20 protein-coding genes are annotated in these 16,655 nt (G+C 67.1%); 8 read left to right on the top strand and 12 right to left on the bottom strand.

What is annotated here, in order from left to right:
• From ACIQ3R_RS07030 to ACIQ3R_RS07010, 5 genes are all read right to left on the bottom strand, one after another.
• On the bottom strand, nt 1-937 hold a 937-nt coding region (locus ACIQ3R_RS07030), incomplete at its 3' end, for a CaiB/BaiF CoA transferase family protein (protein ID WP_397416677.1).
• Nucleotides 934-2,082: a CaiB/BaiF CoA transferase family protein gene (locus ACIQ3R_RS07025; protein ID WP_397416675.1), complete on the bottom strand. Its 1,149-nt coding sequence runs from the start codon at nt 2,080-2,082 to the stop codon at nt 934-936. The genes ACIQ3R_RS07025 and ACIQ3R_RS07030, both read right to left, overlap by 4 nt.
• Entirely contained in the window at nt 2,082-3,272 is a 1,191-nt protein-coding gene (locus ACIQ3R_RS07020; protein WP_397416673.1) for an acyl-CoA dehydrogenase family protein, read from the bottom strand. Before ACIQ3R_RS07020 ends, ACIQ3R_RS07025 begins: the two co-directional genes overlap by 1 nt.
• Entirely contained in the window at nt 3,272-3,793 is a 522-nt protein-coding gene (locus ACIQ3R_RS07015; RefSeq protein ID WP_397416671.1) for a MaoC family dehydratase, read from the bottom strand. The genes ACIQ3R_RS07020 and ACIQ3R_RS07015 overlap by 1 nt, the downstream gene beginning before the upstream one ends.
• A gap of 3 nt (nt 3,794-3,796) precedes the next feature.
• Nucleotides 3,797-4,615: an HpcH/HpaI aldolase/citrate lyase family protein gene (locus ACIQ3R_RS07010; protein WP_397416669.1), complete on the bottom strand. Its 819-nt coding sequence runs from the start codon at nt 4,613-4,615 to the stop codon at nt 3,797-3,799.
• 245 nt (nt 4,616-4,860) lie between these two features.
• Here ACIQ3R_RS07010 and pyrC point away from each other — a divergent pair, with 245 nt between their 5' ends.
• Nucleotides 4,861-5,943, top strand: a complete 1,083-nt coding sequence (gene pyrC / locus ACIQ3R_RS07005; protein WP_397416667.1) for a dihydroorotase — start codon at nt 4,861-4,863, stop codon at nt 5,941-5,943.
• A gap of 85 nt (nt 5,944-6,028) precedes the next feature.
• Here pyrC and ACIQ3R_RS07000 read toward each other — a convergent pair whose 3' ends face one another.
• Nucleotides 6,029-6,637, bottom strand: a complete 609-nt coding sequence (locus tag ACIQ3R_RS07000) for a TetR/AcrR family transcriptional regulator (RefSeq protein ID WP_397416665.1) — start codon at nt 6,635-6,637, stop codon at nt 6,029-6,031.
• 82 nt (nt 6,638-6,719) lie between these two features.
• On the opposite strand from ACIQ3R_RS07000, the gene ACIQ3R_RS06995 reads away from it, so the two are divergent.
• The gene (locus ACIQ3R_RS06995; protein WP_397416663.1) at nt 6,720-7,031 is read left to right on the top strand and encodes an Mpo1-like protein; all 312 of its coding nucleotides are present in this window, start codon (nt 6,720-6,722) and stop codon (nt 7,029-7,031) included.
• A 50-nt stretch (nt 7,032-7,081) separates the two neighbouring features.
• Here ACIQ3R_RS06995 and ACIQ3R_RS06990 read toward each other — a convergent pair whose 3' ends face one another.
• Both ACIQ3R_RS06990 and ACIQ3R_RS06985 read right to left on the bottom strand, forming a co-directional pair.
• Nucleotides 7,082-7,372 (bottom strand): DUF1330 domain-containing protein, encoded by a 291-nt coding sequence (locus ACIQ3R_RS06990; RefSeq protein WP_397416661.1) that lies wholly within the window; start codon nt 7,370-7,372, stop codon nt 7,082-7,084.
• Between the two features lie 173 nt (nt 7,373-7,545).
• Nucleotides 7,546-8,205 (bottom strand): Fe2+-dependent dioxygenase, encoded by a 660-nt coding sequence (locus tag ACIQ3R_RS06985; RefSeq protein ID WP_397416659.1) that lies wholly within the window; start codon nt 8,203-8,205, stop codon nt 7,546-7,548.
• Nucleotides 8,206-8,458: 253 nt separating this feature from the next.
• Here ACIQ3R_RS06985 and ACIQ3R_RS06980 point away from each other — a divergent pair, with 253 nt between their 5' ends.
• Both ACIQ3R_RS06980 and ACIQ3R_RS06975 read left to right on the top strand, forming a co-directional pair.
• Nucleotides 8,459-8,797 carry a zf-TFIIB domain-containing protein gene (locus tag ACIQ3R_RS06980; RefSeq protein ID WP_397416657.1) on the top strand — a complete coding sequence of 113 codons (339 nt, stop codon included), beginning with the start codon at nt 8,459-8,461 and terminating at the stop codon, nt 8,795-8,797.
• Nucleotides 8,798-9,346: 549 nt separating this feature from the next.
• On the top strand, nt 9,347-11,074 hold the full coding sequence (locus tag ACIQ3R_RS06975) for a hybrid sensor histidine kinase/response regulator (RefSeq protein ID WP_397416654.1): 1,728 nt from the start codon (nt 9,347-9,349) through the stop codon (nt 11,072-11,074).
• Here ACIQ3R_RS06975 and ACIQ3R_RS06970 read toward each other — a convergent pair.
• The 4 genes from ACIQ3R_RS06970 to ACIQ3R_RS06955 form a co-directional block, all read right to left on the bottom strand.
• Complete coding sequence (locus ACIQ3R_RS06970) at nt 11,055-11,666, bottom strand: response regulator (RefSeq protein ID WP_397416652.1); 612 nt, start codon at nt 11,664-11,666, stop codon at nt 11,055-11,057. The genes ACIQ3R_RS06975 and ACIQ3R_RS06970 overlap by 20 nt on opposite strands.
• 181 nt (nt 11,667-11,847) lie before the next feature.
• Nucleotides 11,848-12,732 carry a polysaccharide deacetylase family protein gene (locus ACIQ3R_RS06965; protein ID WP_397416650.1) on the bottom strand — a complete coding sequence of 295 codons (885 nt, stop codon included), beginning with the start codon at nt 12,730-12,732 and terminating at the stop codon, nt 11,848-11,850.
• Nucleotides 12,733-12,734: 2 nt separating this feature from the next.
• Entirely contained in the window at nt 12,735-13,574 is an 840-nt protein-coding gene (locus ACIQ3R_RS06960; RefSeq protein ID WP_397416648.1) for an SDR family NAD(P)-dependent oxidoreductase, read from the bottom strand.
• Nucleotides 13,571-13,897: a hypothetical protein gene (locus tag ACIQ3R_RS06955; RefSeq protein ID WP_397416645.1), complete on the bottom strand. Its 327-nt coding sequence runs from the start codon at nt 13,895-13,897 to the stop codon at nt 13,571-13,573. Before ACIQ3R_RS06955 ends, ACIQ3R_RS06960 begins: the two co-directional genes overlap by 4 nt.
• Before the next feature lie 105 nt (nt 13,898-14,002).
• Between ACIQ3R_RS06955 and ACIQ3R_RS06950 the strand changes: the two genes are divergently transcribed.
• The 4 genes from ACIQ3R_RS06950 to ACIQ3R_RS06935 form a co-directional block, all read left to right on the top strand.
• Nucleotides 14,003-15,232 (top strand): class I SAM-dependent methyltransferase, encoded by a 1,230-nt coding sequence (locus ACIQ3R_RS06950; RefSeq protein ID WP_397416643.1) that lies wholly within the window; start codon nt 14,003-14,005, stop codon nt 15,230-15,232.
• Entirely contained in the window at nt 15,229-15,600 is a 372-nt protein-coding gene (locus ACIQ3R_RS06945; protein WP_397416641.1) for a hypothetical protein, read from the top strand. The genes ACIQ3R_RS06950 and ACIQ3R_RS06945 overlap by 4 nt, the downstream gene beginning before the upstream one ends.
• Nucleotides 15,597-16,091 carry a VOC family protein gene (locus ACIQ3R_RS06940; protein ID WP_397416639.1) on the top strand — a complete coding sequence of 165 codons (495 nt, stop codon included), beginning with the start codon at nt 15,597-15,599 and terminating at the stop codon, nt 16,089-16,091. Before ACIQ3R_RS06945 ends, ACIQ3R_RS06940 begins: the two co-directional genes overlap by 4 nt.
• Before the next feature lie 49 nt (nt 16,092-16,140).
• On the top strand, nt 16,141-16,655 hold a 515-nt coding region (locus ACIQ3R_RS06935), incomplete at its 3' end, for an alpha/beta fold hydrolase (protein ID WP_397416636.1).

Genomic DNA, 16,655 nt, shown 5'->3' with positions numbered 1-16,655 from the left:
TCCGCACGGGCGCGAAGCAAACGTCCTTGCCCTCGAACCACGCTTCCCATTCCGCCCGGGTCCGGGCCCGGAAGGTCTCACGGTAGAAGTCGCGCAACGGGTACTGACCGGGGCCGGGTTGCAATTCGGCATAGGGTAGTAGGTCGAGCCGGCCGAGCGCCGCCAGCAGGTTGCGCGCGAATTTCACCTCGGAGCCGCCCAGCGCGATCCACTGACCGTCGGCGCACTCATAGAGCTGGAACATCGCCGAGCCGCCCCAGGATCGCTCATGCTTGGGCGTGTGCGGTTCGCCGGTGGCGAAGATCTTGCCGGTTACGTTGGGCGTCCAGGCCAACAGTGAGTCCAGCATGGCCACGTCGACATAGTCGCCCTTGCCGGTGTCGCGACGACGCAGCAAGGCCATCAGAACCCCCGAAAGCGCCGTCAGCGAGGCTAGGGCGTCGGCGACCGGCATGTGCGGCGAGGCGGGCTTGCCATCCTGGCCTTCGTTCAGGGCGATGACGCCGGCCAGCGCCTCCACCGCCAGGTCGTGCGCCGGCCGGTCGCGATAAGGGCCGTTCTGACCAAAGGCGCTGATCGAGCAGTAGACGACGCCCGGATTGACGGCCTTCACCGCCTCATAGCCGACACCCAGCCGGTCGACGACGCCGGGTCGGAACGCCTCGACCAGCACGTCCGCCTCCCGCGCCAGCGCCCAGAAGATCTCGCGGCCTTCGTCCGACTTCAGGTCGAGCTGGATCGAGCGCTTTCCGCGGTGGGTGTTTCGAAACCAGACCGACATGCCATTCTTCATGTAGCCGATGTGGCGACTGGGCTCGCCTTCGCCGGCCGGCTCGATCTTGATCACGTCCGCGCCATGGTCGGCCATCATCAGGGTCAGCATCGGCCCCGGCAGGAACAGCGAGAGGTCGAGAACCTTGACGCCGGCCAGCTTCACGGCGCGGCCTCCAGATACGCTTCGGTGTGTTCGCCAAGTTTGGGCGCGCGCCTGGGCGCTGCGCGCTCGCCGTTCACCCGGATGGGGCAGGCCAGCATTTGCAGGCCCCCAGGTCGATCAGGATGCTCGACCACATCCCGCATGCCCACCTCGGCCACGAAGGGATTGGCCAGAGCCTCGGCTAGATTGCGCACCGGTGCGAAGGGAACCTGCCCCGCGAACAGCGCCTGCCAGTGATCGGTCGGTCTCGCCGAAAAAACCGCGTCCAGCGCCTCGGTCATTTCGGCGATGTGACGCCGCCGATGCGGGATATCCGTGAAGCGTGGATCGGCGGCCAGGTCCGGCCGCTCCACCAGCCCGCAGAAGATGCGCCAGAACTTCTCCGTCTGGCACATCAGCAAGCCCCAACCGTCGGCGGTGCGGACGAGTTGTGAGGGCGTGATCGACGGGTGCGCGCCGCGCGGCAGGCGGCCCACGTCATGGCCTTCGTTCATCGACCACACAGCGGGATAGCTGGTCTGGTGCAACGCCACGTCGAACAGCGAGACATCGATCTCGCAGCCCTCGCCGGTCGCGCGGGCCGAGAGCACGCCCGAGACGATCCCCAGGGCCCAGACGGCGCCGGTCATGAAGTCGACCATGGAGAGGCCGAACCGGGTCGGCGGGGCATCGGGTTCGCCCGTAAGGCTCATGAAGCCGGCTTCGGCCTGCATCAGATAGTCGTAGCCCGGCCAGCTCTCGCGGCTGTTGCCCCGGCCATAGGCGGAGAGGTGGCCCGTCACGATGCGGGGATTGATCGCCTTCAGCGCCTCATAGGTCAGGCCGAGCTTGGCCGGCTGGTCGCCGCGCAGATTGTCGACCACCGCGTCGGCGGCGCGCACCAGGGCCTCGAAGGCGGCGCGGCCCTCCGGCGTCTTCAGCTCCAGCGCCACCGACCTCTTGGATCGAGAGAACGTCTGGAAGAACTGGCTGTCGCCCTCGCCCAGGAAGTAGGGTCCGGTGGCGCGGCTGATATCACCGCCCATCGAAGGCGCCTCGATCTTCACCACCTCGGCCCCGAGCTCGGCCAGCAGCTGGGTGCCATAGGGACCAGCCCCGTACTGCTCGACGGCCAGGATGCGGACGCCCGCCAGAGGCCGTTTCATCAGGCCGGGTTCCGCGCCACGAGCTGGCGGGCGATGATGATCCGCTGCATCTCGTTGGTGCCCTCGCCGATGCACATCAGCGGCGCGTCGCGGTAGAGCCGCTCGATCACGTACTCCTTGGAATAGCCGTAGCCGCCGTGGATCCGCATGGCCTCGGTGGCCACCTCGACCGCCGTCTCCGAGGCGAAGTACTTGGCCATGCCGGCTTCCATGTCGATGCGGCCGCCGGCGTCGAAGGCCTTGGCGGCGTCTTCGACCAGCAGTTCAGCGGCGCGAGTCTTGGCGGCCATCTCGCCCAGCTTCAGCTGGATCGCCTGATGCTCGGCGATGGGCTTGCCCATGGTGCGACGGATCTGGGCGTACTTGACGCTCTCTTTCAGCGCCCGGCGCGCAATGCCGACCGAACGGGCCGCGACGTTGATGCGGCCGATCTCCAGGCCGCCCGTCGCCATCACGAACCCCTTGCCCTCTTCGCCGCCGATCAGACTGAGGTCGGCCGGACAGCGATAGTCCTCGAAGATGAACTCGCCGGAATCGATACCCTTGTAGCCGAGCTTCTCCAGTTTCTTGCCGTTGCGGATGCCGGCCCGCGCGGCGCCGGTGTCCGGATCAATCTTGGGGGTGATCAGCATGCTGATCCCCTTGTGGCGCGGCTGGATCTCGGTGTCGGTCTTCACCAGCAGCGCACAGACGTGGCCCTGGATGGCGTTGGAAATCCAGGTCTTGGCCCCATTGACCACATAGTCGTCGCCGTCGCGCTTGGCCGTGGTGCGGATCGCCTGCAGGTCGGTGCCGGCGTCGGGCTCGGTCAGGCCCAGGCCCCCCCGCATGTCGCCGGTGGCGAACCTGGGAAGCCAGTAATCCTTCTGCTTCTGGGTCCCGAATTTCTGAACCACCAGCGCCATCATCAGGTGGGAGTTGAAGATGCCCGTCAGGCTCATCCACTCCTCGGCGATACGGATGACGATCCGGGCGTAGGTCGAGGCCGAGAGCCCCAGCCCGCCGTACTCGGGCTCGATCAGGGCGCCGAACAGTCCGAGCGCCTTCATGTCCTCGACCAGCTCGGCCGGCCATTCATCGTCATGTTCAAGCCGCATGGCCACCGGCGCGACCTTCTTCTCGATCCACTTGTCGATGGCGTCGAGGATCGCGCGCTCGTCGGCTTCGGAGATCTGGGCGTGGGCGTTCATCAGTAGTGTCCGACCTTGTCCTCGACCGCGTTGCCGCGGCCGGGGATCAACATGTTGCGGGTGAAGCTGCAGACGACCGTCCCGTCCTGGTTCTTGCCCAGGGTGCGGATGGTGACGATGCCCTGGCCGGGCCGGCTCTGGCTCTCGCGCTTGGCCAGCACCTCGCTTTCGGCATAAAGCGTGTCGCCGGCGAACACGGGGGCCGAGAACTTCACATCGTCCATGCCGAGGTTGGCGATGGCCTTCTGGGAGCAGTCGGTGACGCTCATCCCGATCAGCAGCGCCAGGGTGTAAGGGCTGACCACCAGGTTGCGCTTGAACTCGCTCGCCTTGGCGAACTCCACATCGAAGTGCAGCGGATGGGTGTTGAGCGTCAGCAGAGTGAAGAGGTGATTGTCGTACTCTGTCACTGTCTTGCCGGGCCTGTGCTCATAGACATCGCCGACGTGGAAGTCCTCGAAGTAGCGGCCGAAGGTCTCGCGGTAGCGCTGCGGCCCCACCTCTTTCCAGTTCTGCACCATGGTTCAGGCCTCTCCCGCGCGTTCCAGGGTCCGGCGGGCGGCGCGCACCACCGGAAGTTCGATCAGCTTGCCGTCGAGCAACGCCGCTCCGCCGGCGGCGGCCTCGAAGGCGGCCACCACGCGGCGCGCGCGGTCGACCGCTGCGGCGTCTGGCGTGAACACGGCGTTCACTGCCGACACCTGGGTCGGATGAATGCATGCCCGGCCCGTGAAGCCCAGCGCCCGGGCGCGGGCCGTGGAGGCGGCAAGGTCTGCGGCGTCGGCGATGTCCAGGTGCGGCACGTCCAGCAGTTCGACGCCGGCCCGCGCGCAGGCCGCCGCCAGGGCGCCCCGTGCATAGAGCAGTGCGTCCCATTCCAGTGTGCAGCCGACCTCTGCCGAATAGTCCACCGCGCCGAAAAGTACGCCGCCCACGCCGGGCGCGGCGGCGATCTCCCAGGCCAGGTGCAGACCCTCCGGCGTCTCGATGATCGGCCACAGCGGCGGGCAGTTTGCACCAATGCGGCGGCGCACGTCGGCCAACTGACCCGCGGTCTCGGCCTTGGGGACCATGACGAACGCCGGCGGCGGCGCGGCTTCAGACGCCAGTGCGGCGCAGTCTTCCGGATACTGCGTGGTCGTGGGGCCGTTGATCCGCACGCCCAGGCCGGGCGCCGGTGAGGCGGCGCAGAACCGCAGCGCGGCGGTTCGCGCGGCGGCCTTGTCCGGCGGCGCCACCGCGTCCTCTAGATCGATGCACACCGCGTCGGCGCGGGCGTCGAGCGCCTTGTCGAAGCGATCCGGCCGGTTGCCGGGCACGAACAGGAGGGACCGGAAGGTCATATCGAGGAGGCGCCACCGGAGAAATTGTCCGGACAAATTAGGGGGGTGTGCCTGGAAGGTCAAATGACAAGGGAGTTGAAGGCGCAGTCAAGTCGTCCGCCGCCCCGACTCGAGGCGCGGCGTGGGGAAAAGGGCGGGGTCCGGCTCAGCCGATCAGCTGGGCGCGACCGGCGGCTTCCAAACACCTTTACGGCGTCGCAAAAGTATAAGAAGCGATCCTCATCCGCCCCACCTGGACCTTTCCCATGAGCACCGCGATCGCCCCGGCTTCGGAGGCCGCCTTGACCCGCCTGGTGATCCGCCGTCCGGACGATTGGCATGTGCACCTGCGCGACGGTGAGGTGCTGGGCTCGGTGGTCGACCACACCGCCCGCCAGTTCGCCCGGGCCATCGTCATGCCCAACCTGGTCCCGCCGGTGACCACCGCCGCCGCTGCGGAGGCCTACCGCACCCGGATCCTGGCCGCCCTGTCTCCGGACCTGTCCTTCACACCGCTGATGACCTGCTATCTCACGGATGGGATGGATCCTAAGGAGGTCGAGACCGGGTTCGCCGCCGGGGTTTTCACGGCCTGCAAGCTCTACCCCGCGCACGCCACCACCAATTCGAGCCACGGCGTCACCGACATCCGCAACATCTACCTGGTGCTGGAGGCAATGCAGCGGATCGGCATGCCACTGCTGATCCACGGCGAGGTGACCGACGCCCACGTCGACATCTTCGACCGCGAGGCCGTGTTCATCGAGCGCATCCTGACGAAGGTCGTCGCCGACTTCCCGGCGTTGAAGATCGTGTTCGAGCACATCACCACCGCCGAGGCGGTGGATTTCGTCGAGGCGAGCGGCCCCAACATCGCCGCCACCATCACACCGCACCACCTGGCGATCAACCGCAACGCCATGTTCCAGGGCGGCATCCGCCCGCACCTCTACTGCCTGCCCATCGTCAAGCGCGAGCGCCATCAGCTGGCCCTGCGGGCCGCGGCCACCTCGGGCTCGCCCAAGTTCTTCCTGGGCACCGATTCCGCGCCTCACGCCGTTCAGGACAAAGAATCCGCCTGCGGCTGCGCCGGCATTTTCAACGCCCCCTTCGCGCTGGAAAGCTATGCCGTCGTCTTCGAAGAGGAAGGCGCGCTCCACCACCTCGAGGGCTTCGCCTCCGAGCATGGCCCCCGCTTCTATGGCCTGCCGCTGAACGCGGGGAAGGTGGCTCTGGAACGCGTCGATTGCCTTGTGCCGGACGAGGTCCGGGCGGGCCCCAACGCTGTTGTCCCGTTCCATGCGGGCGAAACGCTGCCGTGGCGGTTTGCGGGGGCCGTCGAGGGCTGACGACGGCGCGCTGTGATGGGGTGACCAGCGAAAGTCGCCTATCTTCCGACACTCTCCCGCAAGTCAAGAAGAGGGCTCGAAGGGCTCACCGCGTCAGATACCCCAAGATCGCCCGCTCGACGCGCAGGGCCAGGTCCGGGTCGGGCGCGTCACCCGCCAGGGCGTCGGCTTCTACGAGGGCGCGGGCCAGGGTCAGGCAGTCAGCCGCGGCCCGGGGCGATAGGTCCGCTGCCAGATCCTGGCGGTGACGGTCCAGCAGGGTCTCGATCGCAGTGATCATCCGGGATCGCGCCGCCGCCACCTCGGCGACAGAAAGGCGCTGCTCCTCATGGTCGAGGGCCGCAGCGAGCCGAGCCTCACCATACTGCTGACCGACCGCCAGCCGCGCGAGATCGGCGACCGCCTCGCCGAGGGGCGCGCCGGCCAGCGCCGCGATCCGCTGTTCGAGGCCCGCCGCCAGGGCGTTCTGCACCCGGGCGATCAGGGCGGCGGTCAGCGCCGCCTTGTTCGGGAAGTACTGATAGAGCGAGCCGATGCTGACGCCGGCGACCTCGGCGACGCGATTGGTGTTGAACCCCTCCAGCCCCTGGCCGGCCAGAACGCGAGCCGCCGCCGACAGGATCGCCTCCACGGTCGCCGTTGAACGCGCTTGGCGCGGCGTTTTCCGGGGGCGGAGGGTGGCTTCGGTCGGCATCAGCCGGGGTTCTGCAAAGCGAGTAGAATTATAAGCATTAGCTCACATTATAGGCGGCGTCGAGAGCAAGCCAGAGACCGCCATGACCTTCGAAACCTTCTACCGCCAGACTTTCCTGCCGGAGCACCGCCGCCCGGCCAATGTGGCGCTTCACGCCCTGGGCGTCGTGGGCGGCCTGGGCCTGGTGGCCTGGGCGTTCTGGGCGGCGCAGCCCTGGTGGGCGCTGGCCTGGCCCGTCGTCCACGCAGCGCCCGGCCTGATCGGCCATCGCCTCTTCGAGCGCGATGCCGCCGTCGGCGATCTTCGCGTCACCCGCAAGGACGCCCCCAGTTGGTGGTTCATCGCCGCCAACCACCGGATGGTGTGGGATCTAGTGCGCGGGCGGCGGTGGTGAGGGGGGAGTCTCTCGCGGCCCCGAGATGGTTGGAAACGTCTGTGCTTTGCTCAAGTCTCACCGTCCACCATCACCAGCTTGCTGGTGGTGCTGCGATGGCGTCGGGCGAAGAGATCCTGCGCCTCAGGATCCGAGAGGAACGCGGCAACGTTTTCGCGCGACGGAAACTCGAGGATGACCAGCCGCTGGGGTGTCCAGTCACCCTCCAGCCTCACCGGATCGGCGCCTCGCGACGCATAGCGACCCCCGTGCTTGGCGATGAAAGTTGGAATGGCCCGCACATAGGGTAGGAAGTCCGCCAAGTCGTTCACGGTTAGGTCGAGCACCAAGTACTTCGTCATCGCTCGTGCTCCCTCGCGCCGCCCGGCTAGATCGGGCCCGTCTTACCCGGTGACAGCAGAACCATGCCCCTGTTTGGGCCATCCGGTGACAGGAGCATGGACTGCACCCCAACGGTTAGACAGCGCAATTCAGCGACAGATGGTTGGCGTTGCCAGGCTCAGGACGCGCGCGCTTAAACCTCACCCCACATGCGCAGCAGGTTCCCGATCGTCTTGTCGAGCATCAGCGCTGTATCGGCTGTTGCGGCGGCGCGCAGGCGCTCAAGGTCGAACAGCACCTCCCTCTGGTCGGGCCGCCGGATGAAGCTCTGGACCCATCCGACGCAAGCCAGGCGCTCGCCGGCCGTGACCGGCGTCACCCTGTGCAGATAGCCGGTGGGGTAGAAGACGATGCGGCCCGCCTCGGGTCGGTACTCACGCTCACCCGCCCGGTCCGAAACAAGAAGCGCGCCGCCGACGTAGGTCTCCGGATCGGACAGGAAGAGGGTGAAGCTGACGTCCGTCCTGAATGGCCATCCGTCACTGTCGGACATGACGGCGTTGTCGGCATGGAGGCCGTATTCCTGCCCCTTCGCATAGCGCGAGAACATCAGATTGGACCAGCGCACGGGGCGGACCAGGCGCTGGACAACTTCGTGGCGCTCGAGGGCCAGCCGGACCCGCCGGCTGAGCGCCACGACGTCAGGATCATCGCCTTTCGCCTGCTGGTTTCGCTTGACCCTGGAGGCCGCCGCGCCTGCGGTGAGCGCCCCGTCCCTGAACGGCGCACGCGCCAGAATATCTCGGCAGGCGAGCACCGCCTCGCGGTCGAGCAAGTCAGCGATTTCTATCAACGACGCCTCCGACGGGCTCAGTCTAGCGCCGGTGACGGCGCCCTCCAAAGCTCCGTCGGCCTAAAGCATCCTCGAGCTCGCGCCATGTCCTTGCGCTCGGTCCGCGCGGGCACCATTTCTGGCATGCGAGCCGGGCCCCTCTGGCTGCGGCGGTCCCTTGGTCGTTGCGGTGATGTCGGACGCAACACGTTTCAAACGTGAGGCTGGGTCGCCCTGTGGCGTCGCGCCTCTCTTCTTCTGACGGGACCGGTCGATGCCTCTTCTTCTCTGCCCCAATGACAACAGTTCCATGCAGACCGTGGAGCGCGCGGGTGTCCAGTTCGACATGTGCCCCACCTGCCGCGGCGTGTGGCTCGACAGGGGAGAACTCGAAAACCTGATGGCCGCAGGCGCTCAGGCGCCCGCGCCGCCGGCTGGAGCCGTTCCCCCTGCCGCCTATCCCCGTCCCCAGACCTGGACCGGAGGTTTCGGTGAACGTGGCGAATATGGCGAGCGCGGAGAGCGTGGCGAATACGGCGAGCGCGGCGAGTACGGCCAAGGCCACGGCGGCTACCGCAAGAAGCGCGGCTCTATCTTCGATATCTTCGACTAGACGGCGCGGACAAGGTGTTGGACTGACCCCCGTCGGTGAGACACGCAGGTTAGGGGGCCACTCCATCAGCCTGTCACCGGTTTCACAGGGACTCTCCTTCACGCGCCCAACAGCGTTCAAACGCCCAATGCGTACTGTTCGAGATATTGGGCCGACCACCTGTTGGGTCCCAGCTCGCCGGGATGGGTAGAGGCGCGCGCGCCAGCATCGCGCTGCCGGTCATATGACTCTGGCGGAGCGTCATAGGACCCTGGTCCAATTGATGGGCTGCCGCTTCCGCATCTGAATGCAGACTTCGGCGTCACGGGAAGTCATCATGCACATGCTACACATCGCTCCTGCGTCCGCCGTCGTTCGGTTGAGCATGACCTGCATGCTCACCTCCGGAAGCGCCCTGCGGCGCCAGGCCGCCTCAAGCTGAAACACGGGCGTTGCGCGAGGTTGGCGGCGCGATACTGTCGAGGTTCTCATCGAGACCCGCAGTCGCCCTTGGAACCTTCTTCCAGGCATGAGCTCCCAGCGCGTTCGGACTGGATCCGGGCTGAGCAGGTGCGCGCGCTCTATCGTGGCAGCCCGGTCGGCGTCACCGCGGGCGGCCTCGCGGCGGTCACCCTCGCGGTTTTCCTGATGCGCGACGGACGGATGGCCGAGGCCGAGGCGATGGCCTTCTGCATCGCCACGGCCGTTCTGGTCGCCGCCCACCACCTGCTCTGCGCCCAATTCCGTCGTCGAGCGCCGGGAGATTCCGAATGGCGTCCTTGGGCGCTGGCGTTCTCCGGCCTTATCGCCCTCCAGGGCGCCACCTGGATCCCGGGCGCCGTCTGGATGACCTCGCCCACCGACACCGCCCAGTCTCTCGTGGTCCTCTTGGTGTCCGGCATGATCGTCCTTGGCGCCCTGCCGGTGTTCAGCGCCTATCTGCCCGCCTACCTTGCGCTCGCCATCCCGGTCGTAGCTCCGCAGGTGGTTCTGGGCTTCCAGCGCACTTACGCCTTTCACGAGGTGCTCGCCGTCCTCACCCTCACGTTCTTCGTGGCCGCGCCGGCCCTCGCCGTCGTCGTCGGACGCCGGTTCACCGCAGGGCTCGCACTTCGGTACGAGAACATGCGCCTGATAGAGGACCTAAGGCTCCAGAGTGCGCGCGCCGACGAGGCCAACCGCGCCAAGTCCCGCTTCCTGGCCGCCGCCAGCCATGATCTCCGCCAACCGGCGCATGCGCTGGGGCTGTTCGCCGGCGCGCTTAGGGAGCTGCGCCTCTCGAAGGAGGCGGGGCGTTTGGCCGATCACATTACCGCCTCGGTGCGGGCGCTCGACACCTTGTTCGCAGTGCTGCTCGACGTCTCCCGACTGGACGCGGGCGTGGTCCAGGCGCGGCTTGAGTCACTTCGGCTTGAGCCGCTGCTCGCGCGGCTCGCGCGCGACTATGCGGTCCAGGCGGCCGCCAGGAGACTTGAACTCCGCGTGGCTTCGACATCGCTCGTCGTGGTCAGCGATCCGGTCCTGCTGGAACAGGTGCTCCGCAACCTGATCTCCAATGCTGTAAAATACACCGATGCCGGCCGCATCCTGGTCGGCGCGCGGCGGCGCGGCGCGCGGGTCGCAATCGAGGTCTGGGACACGGGCCGCGGGATCGCGCCGAACGAGCGAGATGCCGTGTTCCAAGAGTTCTATCAGGTCGGCAATCCGGAGCGCGATCGGGAGAAGGGGCTCGGACTGGGTCTTTCCATCGTCCGACGGATCACGCCCCTGATCGACGCAGGGCTTGCCATGGACTCCGTGCTTGGCTGCGGCAGCGTCTTCCGCCTCGACGTCGCGCGCGGCCGCCTCTCCGATGTCGCTATGCCGGTCCCGCCTCACGCTGCGGTCGGTGCATCGCGTACAGGCCTCATCCTGGTGATCGACGACGAGGCCGCGATCCGTCAGGCGATGAGCGCTCTCCTGACCACGTGGGGACATCGGGTCATCACAGCGTCTTCGGGCGCGGAGGCCTTGTCCCTCGCGAGTGAGTGCGACGACGGCAAGGCGCCGGACCTGATCGTCTGCGACAACCGGCTGCGCGGCGGCGAGACGGGCGCTCAGGCTATCCGTCGGCTGCGGGCGGCCTGGGGTGCGGAAATCCCTGCCATGCTGGTCACCGGCGATGTGGCGGGCGCGAGCACGGCCGAAGACGGCGTCGCCGACCTGTTGCTGCACAAGCCCGTGCCCCATGCCGTGCTGCGCGCCGCGATCGGCCAGTTGCTGCGCAGGCGGCGCGGCTCTACGGCTGGACCCATCTAGCCGCCTCGTCCCGGTTCGCCACGCCGAGCGTCCGAAATATGGCGGTCAGGTGGGCCTTTACGGTGCCTTCGGTCACTCCCAGACCATAGGCGATCTGCTTGTTCGAAGCGCCGTCTCGGACCAGATTCAGCACGGCCCGCTGGCGGTCCGTCAGCTCCTGCACCGCCGAAGGCTGTCGTTGCGCCGCGGTCTGCTCGGCTCGCGCCATGAACGGCGGCACATAGACCTCGCCCGACAGCACCAGACGGACGGCGGCCGCCAAGGTCGAGGTGCCTGCGGACTTCGCAACATAGCCGAGCGCGCCCAATTCCAGGGCCGAGCGGACGTCTGCTCGCGCCTCCGAAGATGACACCACCATCAATGGCGTCGCGGGATGGGCCGTAAGGAAGCTCTCCACAGCCGATAGACCCGTCGCGTCGGGCAAGGCGAGGTCCATCAACACGAGGTCGAAGTCCAGATGGGCGGCCGTCACCGCCAACGCGGAGGCGCCGTCGGCGGCCTGCAGGATCTGGGCGTCGGGAAGGGCGGCACGCAACACAGCGGCCAGTCCTTCACGCACGACGCCGTGGTCATCGACGATCAGGATCTTCAAGTCACGCCGCCCTCAGCTGAACGCCCGGGCCCCAGGGTGGCGCGGCCCGCCTCAGGATCATGCGGCCGCAGTCGAATGGCCGCAACGGCCACGTAAGCCCTGAAATCCGGAAGCATCGTGATTGCGAGAGGCGTTCGCGGCGCCGGCTCCGTGGCAGAGAAGGCCACGCGGGCCCAGCCAATCAGCCCGGCGCGGGCACGGCCGCCGCAAACGCCTCAGCGATCTCACGCCGTGTGGCGATCCAGACGCCCGGATGTCTGGCGACATGATCCAGGAACCCCTTCAGCGCCCCTATCCGTCCGGGCCGGCCGATGATCCGCAGGTGCAGGCCCAGGCTCATATAGCGAGCGCCCTCGGCCTCCGCCTCGGCGGCCAGCCAGTCGAAGGTGTCGGTGGCGTACTGCAGCCAGTCGCGGGCGGTCAGTGAGGGCGCCAGCCAGAACTTCATGTCGTTAGAGTCGAGCGCATAGGGCATCATCAGCATCGGCCGTTTCGAGCCGTCGACCATCTCCACGGTCTCCCAAAAGGGGAAGTCATCGGAGTAGTCGTCCATGTGATAGGTGTAGCCCTCTTCAACCAGCAGGCGGCGCGTCACCTCGGTATGCAGGTAGCGCGAGAGCCAGCCGGACGGGCGCTGGCCGGTGGTGGCCTCAAGGCTGTCGGCGGCCTTGCGAATGAACTCCCGCTCCTTGGCCTCATCCATCCAGAACTGGTGCGCCCAGCGGTAGCCGTGGCTGCACACTTCGTCGCCCCGCGCGGCGATGGCGCGAGCCAGCTCCGGCGCCCGCTCCAGCGCCAGGGCCGCGGCCGTCCAGGTGGCGCGGATCTTGTGCTCGTCCAGCAGCTTCAGGATGCGCGGCGCGCCGGCCTTGAGGCCGTATTGATAGTTGCTCTCATTGCCGTGCATCCGCATCGGCCGCTTGGGCACGGCGCTGAGCTCGTCGACCGGCTCGGGCCCCTTGTCGCCGTCGCGCATGTTCTGTTCGGCGCCTTCCTCGACATTGACGACGACCGAAAGTGCGAACTTCGAGCCGTTAGGCCAGCGAAAACCGGGCGGGGCGGGCATGGTCAGTGCGGCTCTTCGCCGCCGGAGACATTCAGGCTCTCGGCGGTGATGTAGTTGGCCTCTTCGGAGCAGAGAAAGGCGACCGCCTTTGCGGTGTCTTCCGGCAGGCCGGGACGCTTCAACGGAATGCGGTCGGCCATGGCCTTGAGGTAGTCCTCGACCGAAGCCGCGCCGACCACCTTGGCGAAGTACTCATTCTGCCAGGCGCCCAGCCCCGTGGTGACGTGGTTGGGACAGACGTTGTTGACGGTGATCTGGTGGGGGCCAAGCTCGATGGCGGCGGATCGCACGAGTCCGACGAGGCCGTGCTTGGACGAGGTGTAGGCCTGGGCGTGAGGGAAGCCCGACTTGGCGGCCTGGCTGGCGACGTTGATGATCCGCCCGCCGCGCCCCTGCGCCACCATGACCTCGGCCGCCGCCCTCAGGCCGAAGAAGCAGCCGGTGAGGTTGACGTCGATCACGGCCCTCCAGTCATCGGGCGTGACCTCAAGGAGCGGCTTCATGATGTAGCCGATACCGGCGTTGTTGACCCAGATGTCGAGCGAGCCATGGGTGTCGACCGCATGTTTCGCCAGCGTCTGCTGGGCCCCGAAATCGCGCACGTCGCAGACGCAGGTAGAGGCTTGGCCACCGGCCGCGCGGATATCCGCCGCGATGGCCTCCATCTCATCGGTGGCGCCGATCATGGCGCCGGGTGTCGCTGCATCGCGCGGCGCGCCAATATCGGAGATCACGACAGATGCGCCCTCGGCGGCGAGCCGGCGACCGATGGCTTCGCCGAGCCCCTTGCGGCGACCCGAGCCGGTGACGACGGCCGTCTTGCCTACAAACCGTCCGGTCATTTCTTACGCTTCCAGCCGATCTTCTTCATGATCAGGAACTGCACGTCGGCCATGCCCTGGAACTCGCTGGCGATAGCCTGCATGACCGGCGTCGAGACGTCGGTTCCGAACTGGCCCATGTCGCGCACGTCGATGATCTCGATATACTTGTAGGGGCTCTTGCCGCCGCCCATCACTTCCTTGGTCTTGAAGACCTGGAACGACTTGATCGAGGGCAGGCCGTTGACCGTCGGCAGGTCCTTGGCGCGGGCCCAGGCCTCATAGTCCGACATTTTCACGCCGGGTTTGAGATTGAACAAAGCGATGATGCGCGTGATGGCCATGATCCCTCCCTGGCCCGACGTCCGGGCTGGCTTGAAATGATATAAACCTATACCATTTGGCTGGAAAAGCCCTTGGCGTACACTGACCCCGCAAGGAGGCGCGTGATGGACGGATCCGGCGACCTGAAGAACGCGGGCCCCGCGCAGATCTATGATGGCCCGCCCGACTACCGCGTGGTCGGCCGCCACGGCGTGTTTCCCGAGACCAGCCACGACGAGATCGCGCGCCTGAATTTCCTCGCGCACATGAACCGTCATCTTTCGACGCGGGTCGCGCCCCACGTAAAGACCGCCTGGGACAAGCGCGCCGAGCCAAGGCTCAAGGCGGAATCCGGCGCAGGCGCCCAGACCCGTCATGACGTGCGCAAGGCGTTGCTCAAGGATCCGATGTTTCAGACCTGGTCGGCGCTCCGGCGCATGACCATGGAGCAGCGCCAGCAGGCCGGACGCTGGACCACGATCCGTCAGGCCGAACAGCTTGCCGCCCAGGCGCGCACGTTGACCGAAGGCGACCCCCGGCTCGAGCTCGATCCGAAACTGCCGATCCCGCGCTATGTCTCGGCGGTCGACCACCACTGCATGCCGGGCAGCTACCATAAGGAGCTGTTCCCGGGTGATGTGTCCGGCGCGGCCAACTACGACCACGCCATCTTCGCCACCACGGGCGGCATGCTCGGCCGCTTCTCCGACGGCGGCGGCCACGCCGTGGCCCAGTGGGTCAGGAAGAACCTGCCTGATTTCAAGCCGCGCCGGATCCTCGATATCGGGGCCACGCTGGGTCAGAACGTGATCCCCATCGCCCAGGCGTTTCCGGACGCCGAGGTCATCGCGCTCGACGTGGGTGGGCCGATGCTGCGCTACGGTCTGGCGCGGGCCAAGTCGATGGGCGTGGAGAACGTGCGGTTCGTCCAGGCCGACGGATCGGATCTCTCACGCTATCCGGACGGCCACTTCGACTGGGTGCAGACCACCATGTTCCTGCACGAGCTCAGCTACGCCTCGATGCGGGCGATCTTCCGGGAGAGCTTCCGGGTGCTGGCGCCGGGCGGGATCGTGCTCCATGTCGAGCAGCCGCAATACGCGCCGCAGATGCCGCTCTTCGAGCAGGCGATGCGGGACTGGGACGCCTTCTACAACAACGAGCCGTTCTGGAGCACGCTGCATGAGATCGACCTCGACGCCTACATGGTCGAGGCGGGCTTTGCGACAGACCGGCTGATCCACGGCGGGGTGACCGCGGTGGTCGACAAGGATGTCTTCCCCGACGCTGCGGATGACGAGGGCGAGGACTATGGCCGCAAGGCCGCCTGGCACGTTATCGGAGCGCGCAAGTGAGCCTTTCCGAAGCCCTGGCGCGGGCGTCAAACAAGCCGGCCGGCAAGCGCCCCTATTTCCTGGATGATCGCGAAGTCGAGCGCGTCCTGGCGATCACCATGGCGGTCGCACAGGAGCTGGCGGTGGCCCGCGAGCGCGTCGACACGCTGGAGCGCCTGCTCGAGGCCAAGGGCGTGGTCGCCCGCGATGAGATCGAGCGCTTTCAGCCCACCGCCGACCAGGCCGCCGAACGCGGTTTGTGGATGCAGGAGTACCTGACCCGCGTGCTGCGCATCGTGCAGCAGGAGGCCGAGGCCATCGACGCCAACGCCGCCGGCGACCTCTATTCCGAAGAGGTGGCGGTCGAGGTTTCCCGGGTCGAGGCGTGAACCACGAGATTTCGAGCCTGATCCGCTCGGCGTTGTTCGTGTCGGATCTCAAGCGCTCCACCGCGTTCTATGCCGCGCTCGGCCTGACCGAGGTCTATTTCGAGGGTGAACTCGACGCGGCTTCGACCTCTGCCGCGCTCAAGACGCCGTCGGACGCCGTCTGTCGCTGCCGGATCGTCAAGCCGCCAGGTCGGCCCAACACCGGAATGGTCGGCTTGTTCCAGCTTGATCCACCCTTGTCGGCCATCCCGTCGCCCGAAGGCCCGCCGCGTATGGGCGAGGTGGCGCTGGTGTTCTACGCCCAGCCCATCGCCGAGGTGGTCGACGCCGCGCGGGCCGCGGGGGCCACCTGGTCGCCTGATCCGACGCTGTTTGTCATGCCGCATCGCCAACAGCTCGAAGTCTGTCTTCGCGACCCGGACGGGGTGCTGATCAACCTGATCGACCGGCCACCCGCCGAGCAGGACCGGACCGCGCCAGTCGGCGGTTGACCCGAGCCTTGCGCCTTCGCATCGTCGGGGCCGGTTCGGAGGGCATGAAATGCGCGGCGTGATTCTGGCGGCGGCCATGGCGCTGGGGCTATCGGCCTGCGCCGGGCCCGACATCCCGTTTGCGAGCCTCAACGCGAAGTACGCCAATCCGCAATCCAAGTGGATGGATCTGCCCGACGGATTGAAAGTCCACTATCGAGATGAGGGTCGACGCGACGGGCGCGCGATTGTGTTGATCCACGGCTTCTCGGCTTCGCTTCACGCATGGGAGCCATGGGTCCAACGCCTGGCGCCGGACTATCGGGTGATCACGCTCGACCTGCCGGGGCATGGCCTGACGCAGGCGCCGAAGGGCTATCGGGTGGGCCCCGACACCCAGGTGAAGGTGGTTGATCACGTCACGGCGCGTTTGGGTGCGGAACGGTTTGTGGTCGGCGGAAACTCGATGGGCGGCGGCGTCTCGTGGCGATATGCGCTTGCCTATCCGGAGAAGGTCGAAGCCCTGGTGCTGGTCAATGCGGCAGGCTGGCCGAGCGAACGATCCGGCGACGGTCCGCCCTTGGT

It is taken from the genome of Phenylobacterium sp. (genome assembly GCF_044371015.1).
Lineage (GTDB): Bacteria > Pseudomonadota > Alphaproteobacteria > Caulobacterales > Caulobacteraceae > Phenylobacterium.
The sequence above is the reverse complement of the archived record's forward strand: the minus strand, read 5'-3'. Positions and strand labels throughout refer to the sequence as shown.